At 72.4% G+C, this 20,145-nt stretch carries 12 protein-coding genes; 2 read left to right on the top strand and 10 right to left on the bottom strand.

Features of this window, described 5'->3' with window-relative positions:
- Positions 1 to 205 precede the first annotated feature (205 nt).
- The 8 genes from FF36_RS02840 to FF36_RS02805 all read right to left on the bottom strand — a co-directional run bounded on the left by FF36_RS02840 (position 206) and on the right by FF36_RS02805 (position 14,218).
- Entirely contained in the window at positions 206 to 2,632 is a 2,427-nt protein-coding gene (locus tag FF36_RS02840; RefSeq protein WP_236705461.1) for a hypothetical protein, read from the bottom strand.
- A gap of 1,711 nt (positions 2,633 to 4,343) precedes the next feature.
- Positions 4,344 to 5,663, bottom strand: a complete 1,320-nt coding sequence (locus FF36_RS02835) for a class I SAM-dependent methyltransferase (protein WP_044883382.1) — start codon at positions 5,661 to 5,663, stop codon at positions 4,344 to 4,346.
- Positions 5,664 to 5,955: 292 nt separating this feature from the next.
- Positions 5,956 to 6,495 carry a dTDP-4-dehydrorhamnose 3,5-epimerase family protein gene (locus FF36_RS02830; protein WP_044883381.1) on the bottom strand — a complete coding sequence of 180 codons (540 nt, stop codon included), beginning with the start codon at positions 6,493 to 6,495 and terminating at the stop codon, positions 5,956 to 5,958.
- Positions 6,492 to 7,520, bottom strand: coding sequence for an NAD-dependent epimerase/dehydratase family protein (locus FF36_RS02825; protein ID WP_044883380.1), 1,029 nt, complete (start codon positions 7,518 to 7,520; stop codon positions 6,492 to 6,494). The genes FF36_RS02830 and FF36_RS02825 overlap by 4 nt, the downstream gene beginning before the upstream one ends.
- Before the next feature lie 221 nt (positions 7,521 to 7,741).
- Entirely contained in the window at positions 7,742 to 10,993 is a 3,252-nt protein-coding gene (locus FF36_RS31355) for a DUF4062 domain-containing protein (RefSeq protein ID WP_157871695.1), read from the bottom strand.
- 252 nt (positions 10,994 to 11,245) lie between these two features.
- Positions 11,246 to 11,911, bottom strand: coding sequence for a serine O-acetyltransferase (locus tag FF36_RS02815; protein ID WP_242418138.1), 666 nt, complete (start codon positions 11,909 to 11,911; stop codon positions 11,246 to 11,248).
- Entirely contained in the window at positions 11,901 to 12,137 is a 237-nt protein-coding gene (locus FF36_RS02810) for an acyl carrier protein (RefSeq protein ID WP_044883496.1), read from the bottom strand. The genes FF36_RS02815 and FF36_RS02810 overlap by 11 nt, the downstream gene beginning before the upstream one ends.
- A gap of 5 nt (positions 12,138 to 12,142) precedes the next feature.
- A complete protein-coding gene (locus FF36_RS02805) occupies positions 12,143 to 14,218 on the bottom strand; it encodes an HAD-IIIC family phosphatase (RefSeq protein ID WP_044883379.1) in 2,076 nt (691 codons plus the stop codon).
- Between the two features lie 561 nt (positions 14,219 to 14,779).
- Here FF36_RS02805 and FF36_RS02800 point away from each other — a divergent pair.
- Complete coding sequence (locus FF36_RS02800; protein WP_242422249.1) at positions 14,780 to 16,393, top strand: S8 family serine peptidase; 1,614 nt, start codon at positions 14,780 to 14,782, stop codon at positions 16,391 to 16,393.
- Positions 16,394 to 16,402: 9 nt separating this feature from the next.
- Positions 16,403 to 17,692, top strand: coding sequence for a tyrosine--tRNA ligase (gene tyrS, locus FF36_RS02795; RefSeq protein ID WP_044883377.1), 1,290 nt, complete (start codon positions 16,403 to 16,405; stop codon positions 17,690 to 17,692).
- 40 nt (positions 17,693 to 17,732) lie between these two features.
- Here tyrS and FF36_RS02790 read toward each other — a convergent pair whose 3' ends face one another.
- Both FF36_RS02790 and FF36_RS02785 read right to left on the bottom strand, forming a co-directional pair.
- Positions 17,733 to 18,644: a glycosyltransferase gene (locus FF36_RS02790; RefSeq protein ID WP_044883495.1), complete on the bottom strand. Its 912-nt coding sequence runs from the start codon at positions 18,642 to 18,644 to the stop codon at positions 17,733 to 17,735.
- Between the two features lie 85 nt (positions 18,645 to 18,729).
- Positions 18,730 to 19,962 carry a glycosyltransferase family 2 protein gene (locus FF36_RS02785; protein ID WP_044883376.1) on the bottom strand — a complete coding sequence of 411 codons (1,233 nt, stop codon included), beginning with the start codon at positions 19,960 to 19,962 and terminating at the stop codon, positions 18,730 to 18,732.
- Positions 19,963 to 20,145 lie beyond the last annotated feature (183 nt).

The raw sequence follows: 20,145 nt of genomic DNA, 5'->3' as shown, positions 1-20,145 counted from the left end.
GGACCGGGCCCGCACGCGGATCGGAGAGCCGGCGAGCTGACGCACCGACACCTCCAGCAGGACGTGAAGCGGACTCAAAGTGGCCCCCCACAGGAGCATCCGGCCCGATTGCCGGACCACGGTCTAGATCTGACGAACCGATTTGTGAGCATAGCCGATAGCGGATAGTAAACGGTCATAGCTATGACTGACGCCGTGATGGCGCTCAGGTGTCGCCCCTGCCACGCCGCGGGCCGGTTCCGCGACGATGACCGTCGCGCTGACCTCCCCGGGCGAGACCCCTACCGTCCACATCATCCACCGACCCGATACCGCGCTCGGATTCACCCGACTTCCCCCGCGGCGAGGGACGGTCACGATCCGTGCGGACCGGCCGCGGTCGCGGAAGTTCCCGTCGTAACTCTTCCGGGACGTCAGATTTCCGAACTTTTGTCGAGTTATTTCCATCCCGTCGTTTTGCACTGGACCTATCACGCCGCGCCGAACCTTCGGGCAACTCCCACCCGCCGGTCATTTCCACCTCGTCGAACGCACCGGCGACCGGGCGACCGCCGGCCGGCCGCCGCCCCCCGGACGAACGTTGGTCCTGGCGTGATCGTCCCCGTTCCGGCGACCAACCACCCGCGGTGCCGGGACCGGCGCCGCCGCGCGGCGCCCCGGCCGACACCGGCTCGGGCGGCCTCGCCCCCCGGTCCGACCATCCCGCGCGGCCGCCTCTCCCCTCCCCCGGCCGGGGCCGCCGCGACCCGCGCCCACGAGCGCCACCACCACTGCCGGATTTGCCGGCGCGCGGACGCACCGGATCGACGGCGGTTCCCGGCTCGCCCTGCGCCGCGCGCAGCGCCGCCTGCTCGGCGTCGTGTTCGCGCCCGAGCCGACGGAGCAGAACGAACCACACCGGAGCAATAGCCCAAAAAGCAATGTTGAATCCGATCACCGCGCCGCGGGCCTCGCCGAGAACCGCCCCGAGGATGGGAAATCCGAGCAGCATCGGGGCGAAGGCCGCGTTCAGCCTAAAAGTGATCTTGGTCTTACCGAGCGCGTAGACCATGCAGGCCGGTCCCACCGGGACCGCCGCCGCGAGATAGTGCAGGATCGACAGGCCCAGGATGCCCTTCGTCCCCTCCCAGGTGTCGCCCAGCAGAGCCTGGCCATAGCGCTCCGGCAGGAAGTAGAAGATCAGGCTCCAGGCCGCGCCGATCGCGAGGACCAGCCCGGACAGCGCGTACGCCGCCCGCTCACGGGCGTGCACGTTCATCGAGGTCCGCTTGGAGAACTCGGGTAGCGCGAAGCTGACCACCCCGACCCCGACCACGGTGGTCGGACCGAGCAGCGTCCGCGCGCCCTGCAGGGCACCGATCGTCGACAGCGACCCGACCGCCCCGATCGCCAGCATCGACGTCTGCAGGGCGCCTTGGACCGTGATGAACTCCGCCGCCAGGTACGTCGAGTCCGTCCTGTTCTCCGCCAGCCACCGCCTGGTCGCCCCGGGCGACGGCCAGAAGCCGGCCTGGACGATGCCGATGAGGGCGGCGACCAGGGCCGAGGCTCCCCAGGCCAGCAGCAGCGGGGACGACTCGGTCACCCCACGGTGGACGAGCAGCCAGATCCCGAGCAGCTGGACGACGGCCCACACGAGGTCGTTGAGGAACGCGCCGAACGGCCGCCCCATGGCGAAGAAGACGTACCGCCAGGCGTCCTGCAGGAGCAGGCCGGGCAGCACGAAGCCCATCGCCATCAGCGACGATCCGACCGGCCCGCCGACGGCAAGGCCGACGCCGACGAACCCGACCCCGATCCCGATCCCGAAGACGAACGACGAGCCGGTCGTGGCCGAGGCGGCCGACCGGAACGACGACGGCGTCGCGCCCGAGTAGTGCATGCTCAGCGGCATGCAGGTCGCGCCACGAGACAACCCGATCACAATGGCGAACAGCGTGTAGGCGATCCCGAACGCGCCATACTCGACATCGCTGACCTGGCGCGCGATGAGAAACGAGATCGCGGCGTTCGTCGCGCTGGAGATGGCCTGGTCGGCGAGGGTCCAGATCGCCTTCGAGCGAGTGCTGGGGCCGCCCCCGCCGGGGCCGGCCCCCCGCTCGGGATCGTCAACCTCGCCAGGATCGCCGTCGACGCGGCGGGTCCGGTCGGCACGGCGGCCATGGTCGGCACGGCGGCCACGGTCGTCGACCACCCCGCCGACGTCGGCCCGGCGCCGCGCCGTACCGCCCGCCCGGCCGCCACGCCGATCGATGAGCCCGGTGTCCAGAGCGTCGGCGAGGCCCTCGTAGGCCGCGCCGCTGCCCGACGGATCGGACCGGCCGCCGGGACGCGGCTGGCCGGGCAATGACCCGCGCGAGACCACCTGGGTGGACTCCACGTCCGCGGGGGCGGCTCGGCGGCGGCGCCGGTGCGAGCGGGGCGCGGGATCCTCGACCCGGGCGATGATCTCGGTCTGTTCGACGCGGAGGCGGTGCTGCAGGGCGCTCAGGTCGATCGTCGAGGTGATCGTGTGGGGCAGCGGGCTACCGCCCGGCAACCGGCGCAGCCCCGGCAGCGCCGAGGTCTCCGGCGAACTCGGCCCCGCACCCGCACCGCCCCCGGCCTCGCCTGGCCCCGGCTGCGACCTCACCCCTGGACCTGCGGCGGGACGTGGGCCTGCGGCTGCGGCTCCGCCGGGGCCGGGGCCTGGGCCCGGGTCTGGGCCGGGGGCCGGATAGGTAGATCCGAACCCGGGCAGGCTGCCGCCCACCTCGGGACCGCCGGCCTCGACGGATCGGATGGAAGCCCGCGGCGCCGTGCTGACCGCGATCCAACCCAGACCGGCGGACTCCGCCGACGTCCGCGTTCCCGGCGCAGGCCGCGAACCATCTCGCATGTCCGGACCCAGCGGCACACCAGGACCCGACGGCACACCAGGACCCGACGGCACGCCAGGACCCGAGGGCACGCCAGGACCCGACGGCGCACGGCCTTCCCTCGGCCCACGCGGACCCGAGGGGGTGCGGGGCCCTGACGGCCCAGCGGAGGCCGGCGGGACGGATCGCACCCCGGGTTCCACGGTGATCGGCGAGGGCATCTGCCCCCCGGGGGGACCCTCGGGGAGCGCCGGGGTGAGCCCCGGCAGCACGGCGGGGGGCCGTTCGGGTGGTGTGGCGGCCGGACCCGGACGTGCAGCCCCCACGCCCGGCCGGGACGATACGGTCCAGCCGGGCTGCGAGAACCCGGTCCTGCCGGGCGAGGTCGGGTTCCGGCCTCCCGGGACCTGTCCCTGCGGAGTCTGGCCCGGCGGAAGCTGGCCCGGCCTGACGTAGTCCGATCTGGCCTGGCTTCCCGCGGCGTGGCCTGCTGGCGTCTGGCCCGCCGGCGTCGGACCTGCGGGGGCCTGGCCCACCGGGCCGCGGGCTGTCGGCGATGGTCCGGTGGGAACGCGTCCCACGATCGGCGCCTGACCCGCCGGGTAGCCGGCCGGCGGTGACGTCGGGACGCGGCCCGCCGTGGGAATCCGCCCCCGCCGGGACCCATCCGGCGGCGACGGGCGACCAGGGGAGGTGCCCGATCCGGCGGGGTAGCCACCCGGCGACATCGGTGGCCGGTGATCCGTGGCAGGGGGCCCAGCCGTCGGGTGGCCGGCGGGCGGCGTCCGATGGGCGGCGGGCGGCGGTGTCGCAGCCCGGTCCGGAGGCCCGGCGCCGGACGTCGGGGCCGGGGGTGCGGTCGGGGTTCGACGGGGGTCGGGCGGACCGCTCAGCGGTTGCCCCCCACCAGGCTGTTGCCCCTGACCAGGCGGCGGAGGCCGCGTTCCGGACCCGGTGGACTGGGGACGCGGCGGCGCGGGCTGCTGGCCCGGCCAGGCCGGTACGCCGGGCGCCGGCTCGGACGTACCGGGGTGCCCCGGGGGCTGACCCCACGGTCCGGCGCCGGGGCCGGGTTGTCGGTGAACCGGAGGCGCAGGGTGAACCGGAGACGCCGGGAGAGCCGGAGACGCCGGGAGAGCCGGAGACGCCGGGAGAGGCGCAGGCGCGGCCCAGGTCTCCGGCGGGATCACCGAGGACACCTCGAAGCCGATGAACGCCGAATCGTAGGCGCGCGCGGGGCTGCTCTGGCCGCCGGCCACCGGAGATCCGTCCGGCGCCGGCGCGCCCGGCCGGGGGGCGTGGGGGGTCTGCTCGACGGAGTGCGGGTCCTCGGGCGGCGGATCCTCGGGCCAGCCCGAGGCCCGCAGATCCAGATCGATGTCCGTCATGCTCGCTCTCCCGACCGACGACGCCGGCCCGGCGCCCGCGACCCGGATGGCCGCGGGCGGAGATGACGACGACCCCATTCCACGATGCAGGACCCGCCTACAGCACGACCGGCCGGGGTACCGGCACGATGAAGGAACCGCCGCGCGCGGCGTACTCCTCCTGCTGGGCGATGATCTCCTTCTTCACGTTCCAGGCCAGCAGCAGCAGGTAGTCGGGCTGGCGCTCCAGCAGGACGGCGGGGTCGAGGATCGGCAGCCGCGCCCCGGGGATGTACTTGCCCTGCTTGTGGACGTTGCGGTCGACCACGAAGTCGATGAGGTCCGTGGTGATGCCGCTGGAGTTCAGCAGCGTCGCACCCTTGGCCGCGGCGCCGTAGGCGGCGACCGTCTTCCCCTCGGCTCGCAGCGACTGCAGCAGGGCGACCAGCTCCTCCTGCACGGCGCGTACGTCGTCACCGAAGGTGGCGTACCGCGCGAACGAGTCGAGGCCCGCGGCCCGCTCGGCGCCGAGCACGGCCGCGACCGACTCGGCCGGCTCGGCGGCCACGGCGTGCTGCATGCTCCAGCGCAGCGTCCCGCCGTGCAGCTCGGGAAACTCCTGGACGCCGACGAGCGCCAGACCGTGGCGGCGCATGAGGGCGTCCACCGCGATGGTGGAGAAGTAGCAGAAGTGCTCGTGGTAGACCGTGTCGAACTCGGTGTGGGCCAGCAGGGCGCCCACGCCGGGGTTCTCGACGTCGACGAGCCCGCCGTCGGCGAGCAGGATCGAGAAGCCCTCGACGAAGCTGTTGAGGTCGGGGACGTGGGCCATCACGTTGTTCGCGATGATCACGTCGGCCCGCAGGCCCTCCGCGACAAGCTGGCGGGCCAGGTCCGCGCCGAAGAACTCCTCGCGGGTCGGCACGCCGGCCTCGCGGGCGGCGGCGGCCGGACCCGGCGTCGGCTCGATGCCGAGCACCGGGATGCCCCGCTCGACGAACGCCTTGAGCAGGTAGCCGTCGTTGCTGGCGACCTCGACGACCAGGCTGTCCGGGCCGAGGTTGCGGCTGGCGATCAGGTCGATGACATGCTTCTCGGCGTGCCGGACGAGCATGTCCGAAAACGACGAGAAGTACGGGTAGTCCTCGTCGAAGATCTCCGACGCGGGCAGCTCGTGGGTGAGCTGGACCAGCGCGCAGGACTCGCAGAAGCCGACCTCGAGCGGGAACGACGGGTCGGTGGCGTCGAGGGCGTCGGCGCGCACCAGGCGGTTCGCGATGGGCGTCGACCCCAGGGAGAGGAACAGCCGCGGGGCGGCCCCGCCGCAGGACCGGCACGCGGTGACCGGCGTGGCGATGCCGCCGGAGGTGGCCGGCGACTGGTTCGCGTCGGCCGCGACGGTTCCGCTACCGCCCTGGGCCGGGTTTCCGGATGACATGCGCTCCCCTTGGTGAGATGTCGGCATCGATCTGCCCGCGTCGGTGCCGGCTACACGGCCCGGCGGGCCGGACGCGGGTGTGCCGCTCGGCCCAGCGAGCCGAGCGGTGTGGTGACCGCACATCCGCCGCGGGGATGTGACAGTCCGAAGCAATCTGATCGTCACGGCACCAGGGTCAGGGGCCGTGTTGCCCTCCGGGTCGCGAGGGCACCACCCACGTTCCCGCCGGCGTTGAGTTTCGCAGGCACCGAAAGCGATCGGACAACGGGGGGTGGCGGCAACGACAACGGATTCAGGCCGGGACGCCCGTGAGCAGCGGCCAGGCCCGGTCCTTGTCGGAGATCACCGACACCGGCAGCGGCCAGGCGATGCCCAGGCGCGGGTCGTCGAAGCGCAGCCCGCGATCGTGTCCCGGGGTGAAGGGAACGTTCATCTGGTACGTCGCCTCGGTGGCGTCGGCCAGCGTCTGGTAGCCGTGCGCGAGCCCCGCGTCGATGAACAACGCCCGGTGGTTGTCGGCGGACAGCTCGACCGCGACGTGGCGCAGGTACGTCGGCGAGTCCGGCCGGGGGTCGACCACGACGTCGAGCAGCGCGCCGCGGGTGCAGCGGACCAACTTGGTCTCGCGCACGGGTTCGCCAGCCCAGTGCATCCCGCGGATCGTGCCGGCCGTGGCGTTGTAGGCCACGCTGCACTGGGCGACCTCGACGGCGAGCCCCGCGGCGGCGAACTCCTCGGCACAGAACGTCCGAGCGAACAGGCCCCGGGCGTCGGTGAACGCCTCGACGTCGACGATCGTCACCCCGGCGATCGCCGTCGGGGTGACGATCACGGATGCGCCCAGAACAGGTCGGCGTCGAGCTGGCCGGTGCCGATCAGGTACTGGAGCTGCTTGAGTCGGGTGTGCCCGCGGCCGGTGAAGGTCTCCGGGTCGAGCTGGATACGGCTGAAGACCTCGTGGAGCTGCTGGGCGCCGCGCAGCGCGTTCCAGTCGCAGGAGAATCCGGGCAGGGTGCTCGCGATCTTGTCGAAGGACACCCGGTAGCTGCGGTTGTCACCGCCGTTGTCGCCGAAGCTCAGCTTGCACCCGGTGAAGACGCTGGCGACCGCGTCGGCGATCTCCTTGACCTGGTAGTTCTGCTCGCTGTCACCCACGTTGAAGATCTGGTTGTGGACGACGTCGCGCGGCGCGGTCAGCGCGAGGCCGATCGCCTTCGCGATGTCGAGGCCGTGGACCAGCGGACGCCAGGGGGTGCCGTCCGAGGTCATCGCGATCTCGCCGGTCGTCCAGGCGACGCCGGCGAGGTTGTTCAGCACGATGTCGAACCGCTGCCGCGGCGAGGCGCCGTAGGCGGTGGCGTTGCGCAGGAAGGTCGGCGAGAAGGAGTCGTCGGCCAGCGGGGCGACGTCGCGCTCCACGTAGACCTTGCACTCGGCGTACGGGGTCTGCGGGTTGACCGGCGAGGTCTCCGTGACGTCCTCGCCGGTCGCCACGCCGTAGACGCTGCACGAGGACATGTAGACGAACCGTTCGACGCCGGCCTGCTTGGCGAGGTTCGCCAGCCGCACCGAGCCGAGGTGGTTGACCTTGTACGTGACGTCCGGCGCGAGCGCGCCGAGCGGGTCGTTGGACAGCTCGGCCATGTGCACCACGGCGTCGACGCCCGCGAGGTCTGCGACGGTGAGGTGGCGCAGGTCCTTGTCGAGGGTCAGCGGGGTCCGGTCCGTCCCGCGGTACAGCCAGCCGTACTTGTAGTAACCGGTGTCCACGCCGATGACCTCGTGGCCATCGCGCATCAGCTCGGGCGCGAGCAGGCACCCCAGGTACCCCTCCGTGCCCGTCACGAGCACCTTCATCCGCGAGTCCTCTCCATGTCGGCCGCGGGGTGGCCCGATCGGGCCAGACGGTCCGGCCTCAAACCGTACCGACTCGGTCCCGCCCCCCGGCCGCCGACATCCCGCGGCCTCCGCACAGGCCACCTAGTCGACGCACCGCGACACCAGACGCGAAAGCCCGGTCATTCACCGTCACTGTGAACGGACCGACCGATGGCCACCCGGGGAGCGGTCGGACCTCGTCAGCCCTGACTGTCGTCCTGACGGCGTAGATCGCGGATGGCTGCCGCGGCGCGTAGTTCCCAGTCGGGCGGCGGGTCGGCCGCGGGGTCGTAGGGGGACAGGCGGGGGATCTCGGCGCCCAGGGTGTGCAGCAGCTCCGTCGCGCGGTTCAGTTCGTGGCGGTGGACGTGGGGTTCGCCGTCTGCCCAGGCATACCGGTAGGCGGCGAGGGCGTGCCTGGTCGCCTGGCCGGTGTCGCCGATGGCGTGCCACAGACGCGCGAGGTGGAGGTGCGCGGGCCGGCGGAGCGCGGCCAGGCGTTCGGCGTCGGCGCGGGGGTTCGTGAGCTGGCCGAGGTGGAGACGGGCCAGGGCGAGCAGGGTTTCAGCGTGGGCTTCGGGGATGCCGGCTTCGCGGGCCATGCGCACGGCTTCGCTGAGACTGTCTGCTGCGGCCGCCCACTGGCCGCGGTCCGCCAGCCACCACCCACGCAGCCGGTACAGCTCGCGGACATTCTCACGGCTGCGGCCGGCCGTCGCAATCTGCTCGGCCTGCCCCAGGTCGTCCTCCGTGAGAGTGCCCTGCTCGAACAGGAAGTGGGCACGCAGTAGCTCGGCGCTCCCGGGTCTGTACCTCGACCGGGCCCAGTCGCGACCCATCGGGTCGAGAGCCTCCCACATGCGCTCGGCATCATCCATACGTCCGGAATCTACATATATATTGTAAAGGCTTAGTCGCCCGAGGAACAAATCCTCACCGTCGAGACATTCAGCCAGCTCGAGAGCGAGAGAAAAAAGGCGCTCGCCAGCCGCGAGGCGGTTCTGGCCATAAATACCCATTCCACAGTTGCTTATCGCATTACGCAAGCTATTCCAGTTCTGCCGGTCAAGGTTGATATCCAAACCGACTCTGCCAGCGGCGAACGCCTGGCGGTACTCTCCGAGGATACTGAGCGCGTAGCCCGCGTTGGAGACCAGAAAACTCTGGGCCGTCGCGTCCAGATCGGGGGACGGAGTGTTCCAGCCATGGACAAAGAAGGGGCGTACTAAAGATAGTATCTCAGTGTACGCCTCCAGATTGAAGGCGAGGGCGTGTGTCAGGTCGCCCAGGTATGCGTCGTAGGCTTCGGAGATCCGGCCCATTCGCAGGAGGGTACGGACGACGGTCAGGCCATTCTGTAGATCGTCAAGAGATTCGGCTTCCCCGTAAGGGATGTGGGGACGGGCGGAGAAGTAGTCCACGACGCGTTGGCCAAGGTGGTCACGGTCGTGGGTGGGGAGCCTGCCGGCGGCGACGGAGCGCACCACCGGGTGCAGGTCGTACCGGCGGGTGCGCCGATCGAACTGCAGCAGCCCGCGTTTTTCCAGGTCCACCACGGTGTCGGCGAGTCGTCGCGCGGCCGAGAGACGTTCCGGGGCTCGCTCCCACGTGCTCAGGGCTTGCAGGTATGCCTGGTACTCCTCCATCGCCGCCGCGTGTGCCACCCGCGCGGCGGCGCGGTCCTCCGCCGACCTGTACTCCCAGTCCCAATCGTCTTCGGGCTTCGACGGCGTGGGGACGGCGTCGGGTTTAACCGGCAGGTGGGGGTTGAGCGCGTTGATGGTGTCGTAGTCGGTGGCTTCGGACAGCAGGGCGAGCATGGACAACAGTTGTCGACCCGGGTCGGGAAGTGCGTCGATGGCCGCGTGCAGGATGTGGTTGCGTTTGCCGACGAGATCGAGGTCCCCGACGTCGAGGCGGCCCCCGTGGTCGGGGTCGGCGGCCCAGCGGTCGAACTGGCCGCGCGCGGGCAGATAGTGGGTGACGAGACCGGCGACGATGCCGGTCACGAGTGGATGGCAGTCGCAGTGCCGCTGCAGGTAGGTGCGGATGGTGCCCGAGTCGCCGTCGACTCCGAAGGACCGCAGCAGGGCTTCCGCGTCGGCTGGCCGGAGTCCGGGCAGCGGCTCGTGTCGGACACCGGGGATCGGTTGGCCGGCGGGGCCGAGCAGAACCGACGGCACCAGCCGTGAGGTCATGAGGATCTTCGACGGACCGGGGGCGGCGAGCCCGCGCAGCAGCTCGTCGTCGAGGGGACGGATCGCCGCGCAGGGGTCGCGGTCGGCGATCGTGTCGCTGGTGCCGGCGTCTTCGTCGGCGAGCTGGGCGGCATCCTGGCGGTGGTAGTGGACGAGGACTCGTTCGAGGCCGTCGAGGACCAGCAGCCACGGCCTGCTCTGGAGCTGGCGGAGCAGCAGGTCGGTGAGGTCGGGCTGTTTGAGGTTCCTGAAGTCGTCCAGCGGCCGGCCGGTGGTGTAGGCGAGGGCCCGGCGGCAGAAGTCGGCCATCACCGCCCCCTTCTCGTAGAAGGAGTACCAGAATCGCCCCGCCCAGTCTCCGCGGACATCAGTAGCGTGGCCGAAGACCCATTCCCACGTCAGCGCGCTCTTTCCGGTGCCGCCGATCGCGTCGAACAGCAGGATCGGGTACGGATCCGCGGGTGCCGCCCAGTCGGTCAGGGTCTCCAGTTGGGCCACCCGCCCGACGAACCGCTGCCGACCGATATAGGGAGGCTCGGCGTAAAGCTGCGGCGAGGCGGGGATACCATCGCGCTCCCGCCGGCCGGCCCGATTCGCCCCGGCGGCGGGCCCGGGGGCAGCCCCGGTGTCGCGCGCGTCGAGGACACGGCGCAGCGCGGCGACCGACTGCGTGACCGCGACCGTGAAATCCTCGAGACTGTCGAACTCCCGGTACACCCGGTGCACGAGAGAGTCGTCACTCGCGCGCTTCACCTCGTCGCGGAACTCCGCCAGTTTTCGGCGTTTCTCCGGGTCCAGCTCCACCGCCGTCTCCGGCACCGGATGCCTTTCGCTCATGATGAAGATCAGCGTTGGCCGGCCGAGGCGGCGCGCCTCCCGGAACTCCAGCTCGGTCAGCGACAGACCCCGCGGATTACCTGCGATCCTGGGGACCTGCCCGTAGCTGCGTCCAACGATGCCCACATAGGCCGCCGCGTCCCGGACCTTCTGCAACGAGGAATCCACCACGGTGACCTCGGGCAGCGCCGAGTCCTGCTCCATCGCAACCGGGTGCAGCCCCTGCCCGTCAATCGCCCGGATCGCGGCGGCACGGTGCTGCTCCAGATCTCGGTAGGTACTCGAGACCATCACCCCGTGGAACCGGCGCGGCGTCGTCGAAGGTTCAGCCGCCGAAGGTTCAGGCGCCGAAGGTTCAGGCGCCGAAGGTTCAGGCGCCGAAGGTTCACCGGTCACGGCACGACCCGGCCCGTACACGTGCCTGTCCCCCATGCCCTGGGAGTATGTCACCCAGCGCTTCGGGCGGAATCGCGTCGCGTCCGGGCTCCGGCTATTGCGATCTCAGTGTTCCGCGGAACCGCGAATCACGTCCAACCCCAACCACATACCGGTGATCTTGGTGTTCCGCGGAACCGCGCCATGCGCCCGGCCCCCACCACAGCTCAGTGATCTTGATGTTCCGCGGAACCGGGCTGCTTGTCCGAGCGGCGGCCGGCCGAAGTGCGGTGGTCAGCGGGTGGGGGGCTTCATGATCCGGGCCGGGGCGGCGAAGACAGTGGAGCCGGCAGGGACGTCCGCCATGACGATCGAGCCGGGGCCGATGCGGGCGTCGTCGCCGATGGTGATCGCGCCGAGAAGGTGGACGCCGGGGGCGAGCTCGACCCGGGCCCCGACCTTCGGCACGTCCCGCGGCGACGCCGAGCCGCCGGCGTAGCCGATGGTCAGGTTGTGCCGCAGGGTGCAGTCGTCGCCGATCTCGCAGAACGGCGGGATCAGGATCGTCTGGTGATGGCCGATGAGGACCCGCCGGCCGAGGCGGGCCTGCTCGGAGAGCTCGACCCCGTAAAGGTTACGGATGACGAGGTTGTTGAGCACCTTGTAGACCACCGTGAGCGCGGCGCGCAGCGGCTGGCGCCGGGTGCGCCGCCACTGCCCGAGGCGGTAGACGGCGAGCACGTGCAGGCCCGGATGGGCGAGCGAGCCGTAATGCCGCCGGAAGTCCTCCCGCAGGATCTCTCGCAGGCCCAGCTCGGACGCCTCCCGATGATCCGCCTCGGCGGCGGTCCGGGCGGTCGCGGCGGTCGCGGCGGACGGGGCGGACGCGGCGGTGACGTCGTCCGCTGGGGCGATCGGCGGGGCGGGTGACCCGATCGCGGGGCCGGCCTCAGTGGACACCGCTGAGCTCCTCGATGTGCTCGCGCATGTCACCGACGGTGGCGAAGCTGGCGAGCCGGTCGTCGGCGATCTGGATCGAGAACTCCCGCTCGACGGCGTAGATCAGGTTGATGTGCGCGAGCGAGTCCCAGCCGGGCACGTCCTCGGCGGTCATCGTGTCGGAGACGAGGAGGCCGTCGTCGCTGAAGATCTCCCGAAAGATCTGCTGGAGTCGGTCCTGCACCATCACCTTTACACCTCTTCCATCCTGCGGTCCTGCGGCCGCGTCTGGGCGAACACGTGGGTGGACAGCTCGGCGGGCGGCACACCCGGCCGGTCGGCCCCGTTCGGGTCGACGCCGGCCGCCGCCGCGACGACGCGCATCAGGGCGGGCGGCGCATACGGCGCGTCCGCGGCACGGGACCAGTGGATCGTGCCCGGCTCGGACGGATCGTCCGGCGCGTCCATCCGGGTGAAGCCGAGGCGTTCGTAGAGGTCCGCGACCAGGGCGTTCTTCGGTGACGGGCGGTACTCGCCGACGACCCGGGCGAGCCCGCGCCGGCGCGCCTCGGCAAGGATCAGCCCGGCGACCTCGTCCTCCAGGGTCCGGCCGATCACCCGGCAGCTCATCAGCCAGGTGTCGACGGCCAGGGCGTCGCCCGCCTCGACCGCGATGACCACGGCGACGAGGCCGTGGTCGGCGAACCGATCGGCGAGGCGGATACAGAGCACGGCCGTGCCGGGGTCGGCGGCCAGCCGGGCGATCTCGTCGGCGCTCCGGCGGCGCCCGGTCAGGTTGAACTGGTTGGTCTTGCCGACGAGCTGCGCGACCCGGGGCAGGGTCAGCTCGTCGAGCGGAACGACGGTGGCCGTCATGTCCAGCCCCCGGTGGAACTCCGCCAGCGAGGGGGCCGCGGCCTCGGCGGCGGCGAGTTCGGCCCGGGCCCGGTAGGTCGCCGTCCGCGCGGCGTCCTCCGCGGTGAGCGCCGCCGTCTCGAAGAACGGGTAGTCGGCCAGCGCCCGGACGTAGCCGTGCGGGTCGGCGGGCAGCGCGAGGACGTCGACCTCGCCGACGAGCTGGCGCACCGCCTCGCGCTCGGCCGGATTGTCGTCGACGAAGACGAGGGCGTCGAGGCCGAGGCCGAGGGTGGCGGCGATCCGGCGCACCTGGGTCGGCTTGTCGTCCCAGCAGGCGCTGAACATCGCGATGTCGTCGAGGCGCAGCCGCATGCCGGGGTGGCGCTCGAACGCCTCCCGCGCGTCGGCGTCGTTGTTCTTGGAGCAGACGGCGAGCACGACGCCGCGGTCCTTCAGCTCGACGACGTAGTCCTGGAAGGCGGCGAAGGCCTCGCCGACGGCGCCGTCGCCGAGCGCGATGCCGGCGAGCCCCTCCTCCCCCAACACGCCGCCCCACAGGGTGTTGTCGAGGTCGAGGACCAGGCACTTGCGGCTGACCCCGAGCTGCGCGCCGATCACCGCCGCGGTGTGCCGGGCGAGCAGCGGTACCTGCGCGAGCGACACCGCCTGCTTGGAGCGATGCCAGTAGCGCGCGTCGAACCAGGCCCGCTTGCCGACGTCGGCAGCGAGGCGCTCGCAGTCGACCAGGCCGACCCCGTCGCCGGCGGCGCGGCCGAGCTCGGCGTTGACCCGGGCGAGCAGGGTCGGGCGGGCGCCCCCGGTACGCAGCGCCAGATGCCCGAGGGCGACCTCGCCGGGCACCGCGAAGGTGTGCTGGACGACCCGGGCGCCGCAGCGAGCGCGGATCGTCTCCCACAGCGCCGTCCAGCGGCGCACCTCGGCGGCGACCACGGCGTCCGGCCCATCCCCGACGGCCGGCAGGGCCGCCTCGCCGGCGTGCACGGCGAGCACGACCACGTCCGGCGCGAAGCGGTACAGCCCGCTGCCGGGATCGAGGATCTCCTGGCGGTACTGCCCGTAGCCGCACTCGTAGGTCTCGATGGCGACGCCCGCCCGCGCGGCCGCGAGCGGCAGCAGCGCCGCGAACTGGGACGTCGTGTAGCTGCCGAGGACGGCGACCCGGGCCGAGCGCGGCAGCGGCGCGACGGCGGGCAGGCAGCGGCGCAGCACGCCGGCCGCCGCCGACCAGGCGCCGAGGTCGCCGTCGGTGTCGGTGAGCGCCAGCGCCCAGCGCACCGCCCCGTCCGGGTCTCCGGCGCGCTCGTGGGCGACGGCGAGGTCGCGGCACAGCGCGGCGGTCGGGATCTCGCTCGCGGCGGCGAGCGCGGTCAGCTCGGCGATGCGTCCGTCGCGCGGCGGCGCCGGCCGGTCAGGCCCAACCCCCACGCCGGTATCCCCACTTTCGGTCATCCCTGTGGCCCCTCTCGTGGCGGCCCGTCACGGCCACCGCATCCGACCGCCCAAACTCTACCCTCACGTGAGAGTTGGTTCGAACGGAACGGCGGGGACGGGCGGCGGGGATATCGACCGGATATCCACGGCGGCCGCGGCCGCAGCGGCAACAGGAACACCACGGATTTTCCGCACAAAATCCGGCATCCTTCGCGACTCGGGGCGGTCCACCGGAGGCGGACGCAACGGCGCCGAGCCGCCGCGACGACCGACCGCCACAGTCAACACACAACTGTAATTGTCACATTACACATTGTAGTATCCGTTCCGCTGCAGTGGCGCCACCCCACCGTGTCCGACACCTCGGCGCGTCTCGGACCCGGACTCGAGACGCGCCGAGGGTTGCGCCCTACCAGGTCAACAGGGGCGTATCTGTTTACTTCTCGACAACGGCCCGCATAGGGCCGGCAATATGGAAAACTGCCTCACACGGCGACGCCGACCGCGCCTTTCCACCCGGCCACCCGTGATCCCCCTCAGCGCGCCCAGTGGCACGTCCCGGGAGGCAGGACCCCCCTCATGCAGCACCGCGCTATGCCCCGCGGCCCCGGTGGGACGGTGCCCCGCGGCCCCACCAGGACGGTCGTGCCGCGCCGTGCCCTCCGGGCGGTGCCGGCCGTACTGGCGCTGCTGGTGGTGTCCGTCCTCGATGGGCCGCTGCTCGCCGTGGCCACACCCGCCGTGGCCGCACCCGCCGGCGTCGTTCCCGCCCCCGTCGCCCCCGCGCAGGGCTCGCAGTGGTACCACGCGGTGCTCGGACTCGCCCAGGCGCAGCAGATCAGCGAGGGCGCCGGGACGGTGGTCGCGGTCATCGACGGCGGGGTCGACGCCGGCCACCCCAAGCTGCAGGGCCAGGTCCTGCCCGGCGCCGGCGTCGGGCCGGGGGCGGCTTCCGACGGGTGGCGCGACGACGATCCCGACGGCCACGGCACGGCCATGGCGGGCCTGATCGCGGGGCGCAACGACAACGGCCGGCCCGAGGTACGCGGCATCGCCCCGGCCGCCCGGATCCTGCCCATCTCGACCGGCGCCGAGGCCGACTCGACGGAGGTCGCCCGCGGCATCCACCGAGCCGTCGACCTCGGCGCGGACGTCATCAACCTCTCCCTCGGCTCGGCCGGCGCCGCGACCCCCGACGAGCGGGAGGCGGTGGCCTACGCCTTCGCCCACGATGTGGTCGTGGTCGCCTCCGCCGGCAACGTGGAGACCGGCGACAGTGAGATCAACTCGCCGGCGAACATCCCGGGTGTCGTCGCCGTGACCGGCTCGACCGCGCGGGGCGACTTCTGGCGCGGCTCGTCCCGCGGAACGCGGGCCGTCATCGCCGCCCCGGCCCCGGGCATCCGGGCGCCGGTGCCGACGAGGGTCTCCCCGGACGGCCTGGACACCGGCGCCGGCACCTCGAACTCGGCCGCGATCGTCTCGGGCGTGGTCGCGCTCATCCGGTCGGCCCGGCCCGACCTGGACGCGCCCAACGTCATCGAGCGGCTCATCTACACCGCGCGGGACGCCGGGGCGCCGGGACGCGACGTCGAGTTCGGTTTCGGCATCGTCGACCCCGCCGCGGCGCTGACCAAACCGGTGCCGGTCGTCGCCGCCAACCCCCTGCTGGCCACCCCGACTCGCTGGGGCACGGCCGGCCAGGCACCCGCCGGCGCGGACCCCACCGACGCCGAGTCGGGCTCCGGCCTCTCCGGCCTCTCCGGCGGCGCGGACGGCGCGGACGGCTCCGCCGGATCCGGTCCGAACGGCGACGGTGGCCTCGGCTCGCAGGCCGCCGCATCGGTGGTGCCGCCGACGGCGGCCGGTGCGCGGGCGGAACCAGCGGACGGCGCGGCCACGCCGCCGGGCCTGACCGCCGGCCGCCCCACCGGCCCCACCGGCCCCGCGGGCGGCCCCGGCCCCGGGCACGGGGCGGCCTCGGGTGGCGGGCAGGGGCAGGACCGGGACGGCGGCTCGGTGGCGGCGGCCGGCGCCGGCGGCCCGGGTGGACATCCCGGCATCCTGTCCGCGCTGGCCTGGGTCGGCGGGCTGGCCCTCGCCGTCTGGCTGGGCGGCCTGCTCGGTGTGGGCGCGCACCTGCTGTCCGCCCGGCGAACCACGACGCACGAGGGCCCGCGCGGCCACTCCTAACATGGCCATATGACACACGCGCTCCTGGACGAGCTGTCCTGGCGTGGACTCATCCACGACAGCACCGATCCCGCCGAACTACGGGACCACCTCGACAGCGGCGGGCGGCGTTGCTACATCGGTTTCGACCCGACCGCCCCGTCGCTGACCATCGGCAACCTGCTGCCCATCACGCTGCTGATCCGGGCGGCGCGGGCCGGGCTCGGCGCCGTCACCCTGTTCGGGGGCGGCACCGGCCTGATCGGCGATCCGTCCGGCAAGTCCGTCGAGCGCAGCCTGCTCACCGTCGAGGACGTGCGGGCCAACGTGGCGCGCCACCGCGAGATCATGGAGACGATCTTCGGGCGGGCGTTGGCCGCCGAGGAGATCCCGGCCTTCGTCGACAACGGCGACTGGCTGGGCGGGCTCGGCATGATCGAGTTCCTGCGGGACGTCGGCAAGCACTTCCCCGTCACCGAGATGATCAGGCGCGACTCGGTCCGCCGCCGCCTCGACGACCCCGATGTCGGCCTGACCTACACCGAGTTCAGCTACTCGCTGCTGCAGGCGTACGACTTCCGCCGGCTGTGCGAGGACCATGGCGTGACGCTCCAGATGGGGGCGTCGGACCAGTGGGGCAACATCGTCGCCGGGATCGACTACGTGCGCCGGGTGCTGCGCACGCAGGTGCACGGGCTGACCTGCCCGCTGCTGCTGCGCGCGGACGGCACGAAGTTCGGCAAGTCGGAGAAGGGCGCGGTGTGGCTGACGGCCGACCGCACCTCGCCATACACGCTGTACCAGTTCCTGATCAATCTGTCCGACGACGAGGCACGCCGGTTCGCGCTGTTCTTCTCGCTCACCGACCGCGAGCCGCTGGAGCGGCTGTTCGCCGAGCACGCCGAGGCGCCCGGCCGCCGCGCGCTGCAACGCCATCTCGCCCGGGAGATGACCGGGCTCATGCACGGCCAGCCCGCCGTCGACGCCGCCGAGGCGGCGTCCGCGGCGCTGTTCAGCGGCGACGTGAAGGCGATCGGGGCGGACCTGATCTCGGACGTCTTCGCCGACGTGCCCACGGTCACCGAGCCGCTGGCCCGGCTCGCGGCCGACGGCGGCTGGCCCGTCGTCGACCTCCTGCTCGCCACCGGCCTGGCCAGCAGCCGCCGCGACGCCCGCGAGCACCTCGGCAACCGTGCCGTGCTCGTCAACGGCGACCGGATCGACGCCGAGGCGACCGTGACCGAGAAGGACCTGCTGCACGGTTCCGTCATCCTCGTCCGCCGCGGCCGCCGCGAGTGGCGGGTCGCCCGCTTCACCTGAGCGCCCGCCTCGCCCGGCCCCAGCCACGCCGGGCGGGGCCTCAGGGGGCGGGCGGACCGACGAGCAGCCCCTTGATGTAGGCGGCGTGCTCGTCGGCCACCGCCTTCTTGCCACGGGCACGGGAGAGCACCGTGCGCCCGGCGTACCCGGCCACGAGCATCGAGCGCATCACGTTCACCCGGGCCGGAGCGTTGTGTTTGCGCAGGTAGCGGACCATGGACGCGCCGCGCATCTGGAGCATCCAGGTCTTGCCCGCGCCGCTGCCGCCGGCTCCGTGCGGCACCAGCAGATCGGTGTGCAGCTGCTGGCGCAGGCCGGCCTCGCGGATCGCCCGGCCGAGCGCCATGTCCTCGTTGTAGACGTAGAACGTCTCGTCGAAGCCGCCCAGGTCGAGGAACGTGGCGCGGCGCACGGCCATGCAGGCGCCGGTCAGCCACTCGGGGTTCATCGGCCGACCGGGGGTCGGGCGCGCGAACAGCGCCGAGGTCGGGGCCACCTTGTGCGCGCCGAGGACGTGCAGCAGCACCCGGCGGGGCGTCGGCTCCCACCCACCGTTGCCGAGCTCGGGCTTGTCGTCGTGGCCCTTCATCGTCGCCGCGCTGGTGACCAGCTCCGGATCGGCGATGAGGTCGTCGACGAGCACGTCGATGACGTCGACGGTGGGCCGGCTGTCCGGGTTGCCGAGGACGATGTAGTCGTACCTGGACGAGCGGATGCCCATGTTCGCGGCCTTCGCGAAGCCCTTGCCGCCACCGGAGTCGAGGTAGCGGCTGTTCGGTCGGTCCGCGAGCAGCTCGTCGACCCGGTCGGCGCCCTTCGCGTTGTCGATGACCACCACCGGCATGTCCAGCGGCAGCGTCGCGAACAGCCCCTCGAGCTGCTCCCGGCTGTGGTAGCTGACCAGCACGAGCTCGTACTGCCACGTGGACCGCTTGGCTTGCTCGACCGACACGGCGGCACGCTCCTCACTGCGTGTGTTCACGCGAACTTCCGATGCACCGTTCGGCCCGGCTGCCGAGGGTGCTGCGATTCTCGACTCAACCGCCGGCCGAGGTCAGCGCGCTGGACGGGCTGGACGGGCTGGACGGGCTCGCCGGGTCGGCTCCGGCCGGCGCACCGGCACCGGACGGCGGGGCGACCGGCTGGCGATCCGGCTTCGGCCACACGGCCGGGCGGTCCCGGGCGGCGAAGCGGCGCACTCCGCCGAGCGCGACGGCCTGCAGGAAGAACACCTGCGCGACCAGCCGGCTGGGCCCCGGCGGCGTCCGCCCGGTCATCAGGGCGGCGGCGCTCGCGGCGCCGGCGGCGTTGCCGGCCAGGAACACCCGGGCGGCCCAGCTGTGCCGGGCGGCCGGGACGGCCATGACGACGAGGACGACGTGGGCCATCGGCCCGAACGACGAGCGGACCAGCCGATGCCCCCACAGTTGCGGGGTGACCGGCAACGCGCCCGGCACCAGCGCCGCCCGGCGGCGCCAGAGCATGTCCAGGTTGCCGGCGACGATCCGGGTCCGCCGCTCCCACTCACCGGTGTAGTCCGGGGCCGCCGACTCGATCGAGTACGCCTCGGGCTCGTAGACGACCCGCAGCCCGCCCTCGAGGATGTCGAGGGCCAGCCAGGCGTCGTCGACCGCCGTGTCGGCGGGCAGCGGCCGGAACGCCTGTCGGCGGAAGGCCAGCATCTCGCCGACGACGCCGATCGTCGCGCCGGTCGCCGACTCGCAGCGCTTCAGCCACGACTCGAACTTCCAGTAGAAGCCCTGGGCGCCGTCGGGGTCGTCGACCTGCTTCTCCCCCGCGACCGCGCCGACGGTCTCGTCGGTGAAGTGACGGGCGGCAGCGCGCAGCGCGCCGGGGGCGAGCACCGCGTTCGCGTCGGTGAGCACGACGATCTCGTGGGAGGCGGCGGCGACGCCGCGGTTGACCGCGCGGGCCTTGCCCAGCCGCTCCCCCGAGGACAGCACTCGCACACCCGGCCGGCGCGAGGCCTCCGCCGTCTCCGGATCGTCCGCGACGACGATGACCTCCATCGGCCCGGGATAGTCCGCGCCGGCCAGCTCATCCAGTTTCGTGCCAATAACCGCGGATTCCCGGTACGCGGAGACGACAACACTCAGGCCCGGCCAGATCTCAGGGTCCGGCGGTGTCGTCGGTTCCAGGCCACGGCTGCGCAGTCCGATATAAACCGGATACAGAACGTGACCGTAAACAGTTGCGGCTCCGAGCGCCGCGACGGCGGCTCCTCGACCGATGGTCCGGACACCTGTCATGACAGTAACCGTAGCGTTCCATCGGAACGCCACGGCGAACGGCTCCTGGCCCGTCGAATCACGCGATTGACCTCATGACGCTGCGCGGCCGTGATGCCCGGACCCGACCTGCGCGGCAGTCCGGCGCGGCCGCGATCCGCCGATGAGGGCCACAGGAAACCGCCCGGTTTATTCACCGCTACT

The organism is Frankia torreyi (assembly GCF_000948395.1).
Taxonomy (GTDB): domain Bacteria; phylum Actinomycetota; class Actinomycetes; order Frankiales; family Frankiaceae; genus Frankia; species Frankia torreyi.
Note: the sequence above shows the minus strand (reverse complement) of the source record. Positions and strands in the feature narration are given on the sequence as shown.

What these genes read in the sequence shown, in the direction of transcription:
- FF36_RS02835 (WP_044883382.1), bottom strand. Translation starts at nt 5,663, where the DNA reads ATGTCATCCGGAAACCCGGCCCAGGGCGGTAGCGGAACCGTCGCGGCC.
- FF36_RS02825 (WP_044883380.1), bottom strand. Translation starts at nt 7,520, where the DNA reads ATGAAGGTGCTCGTGACGGGCACGGAGGGGTACCTGGGGTGCCTGCTC.
- FF36_RS02810 (WP_044883496.1), bottom strand. Translation starts at nt 12,137, where the DNA reads ATGGTGCAGGACCGACTCCAGCAGATCTTTCGGGAGATCTTCAGCGAC.
- FF36_RS02805 (WP_044883379.1), bottom strand. Translation starts at nt 14,218, where the DNA reads ATGACCGAAAGTGGGGATACCGGCGTGGGGGTTGGGCCTGACCGGCCG.
- FF36_RS02800 (WP_242422249.1), top strand. Translation starts at nt 14,780, where the DNA reads ATGCAGCACCGCGCTATGCCCCGCGGCCCCGGTGGGACGGTGCCCCGC.
- tyrS (WP_044883377.1), top strand. Translation starts at nt 16,403, where the DNA reads ATGACACACGCGCTCCTGGACGAGCTGTCCTGGCGTGGACTCATCCAC.
- FF36_RS02785 (WP_044883376.1), bottom strand. Translation starts at nt 19,962, where the DNA reads ATGACAGGTGTCCGGACCATCGGTCGAGGAGCCGCCGTCGCGGCGCTC.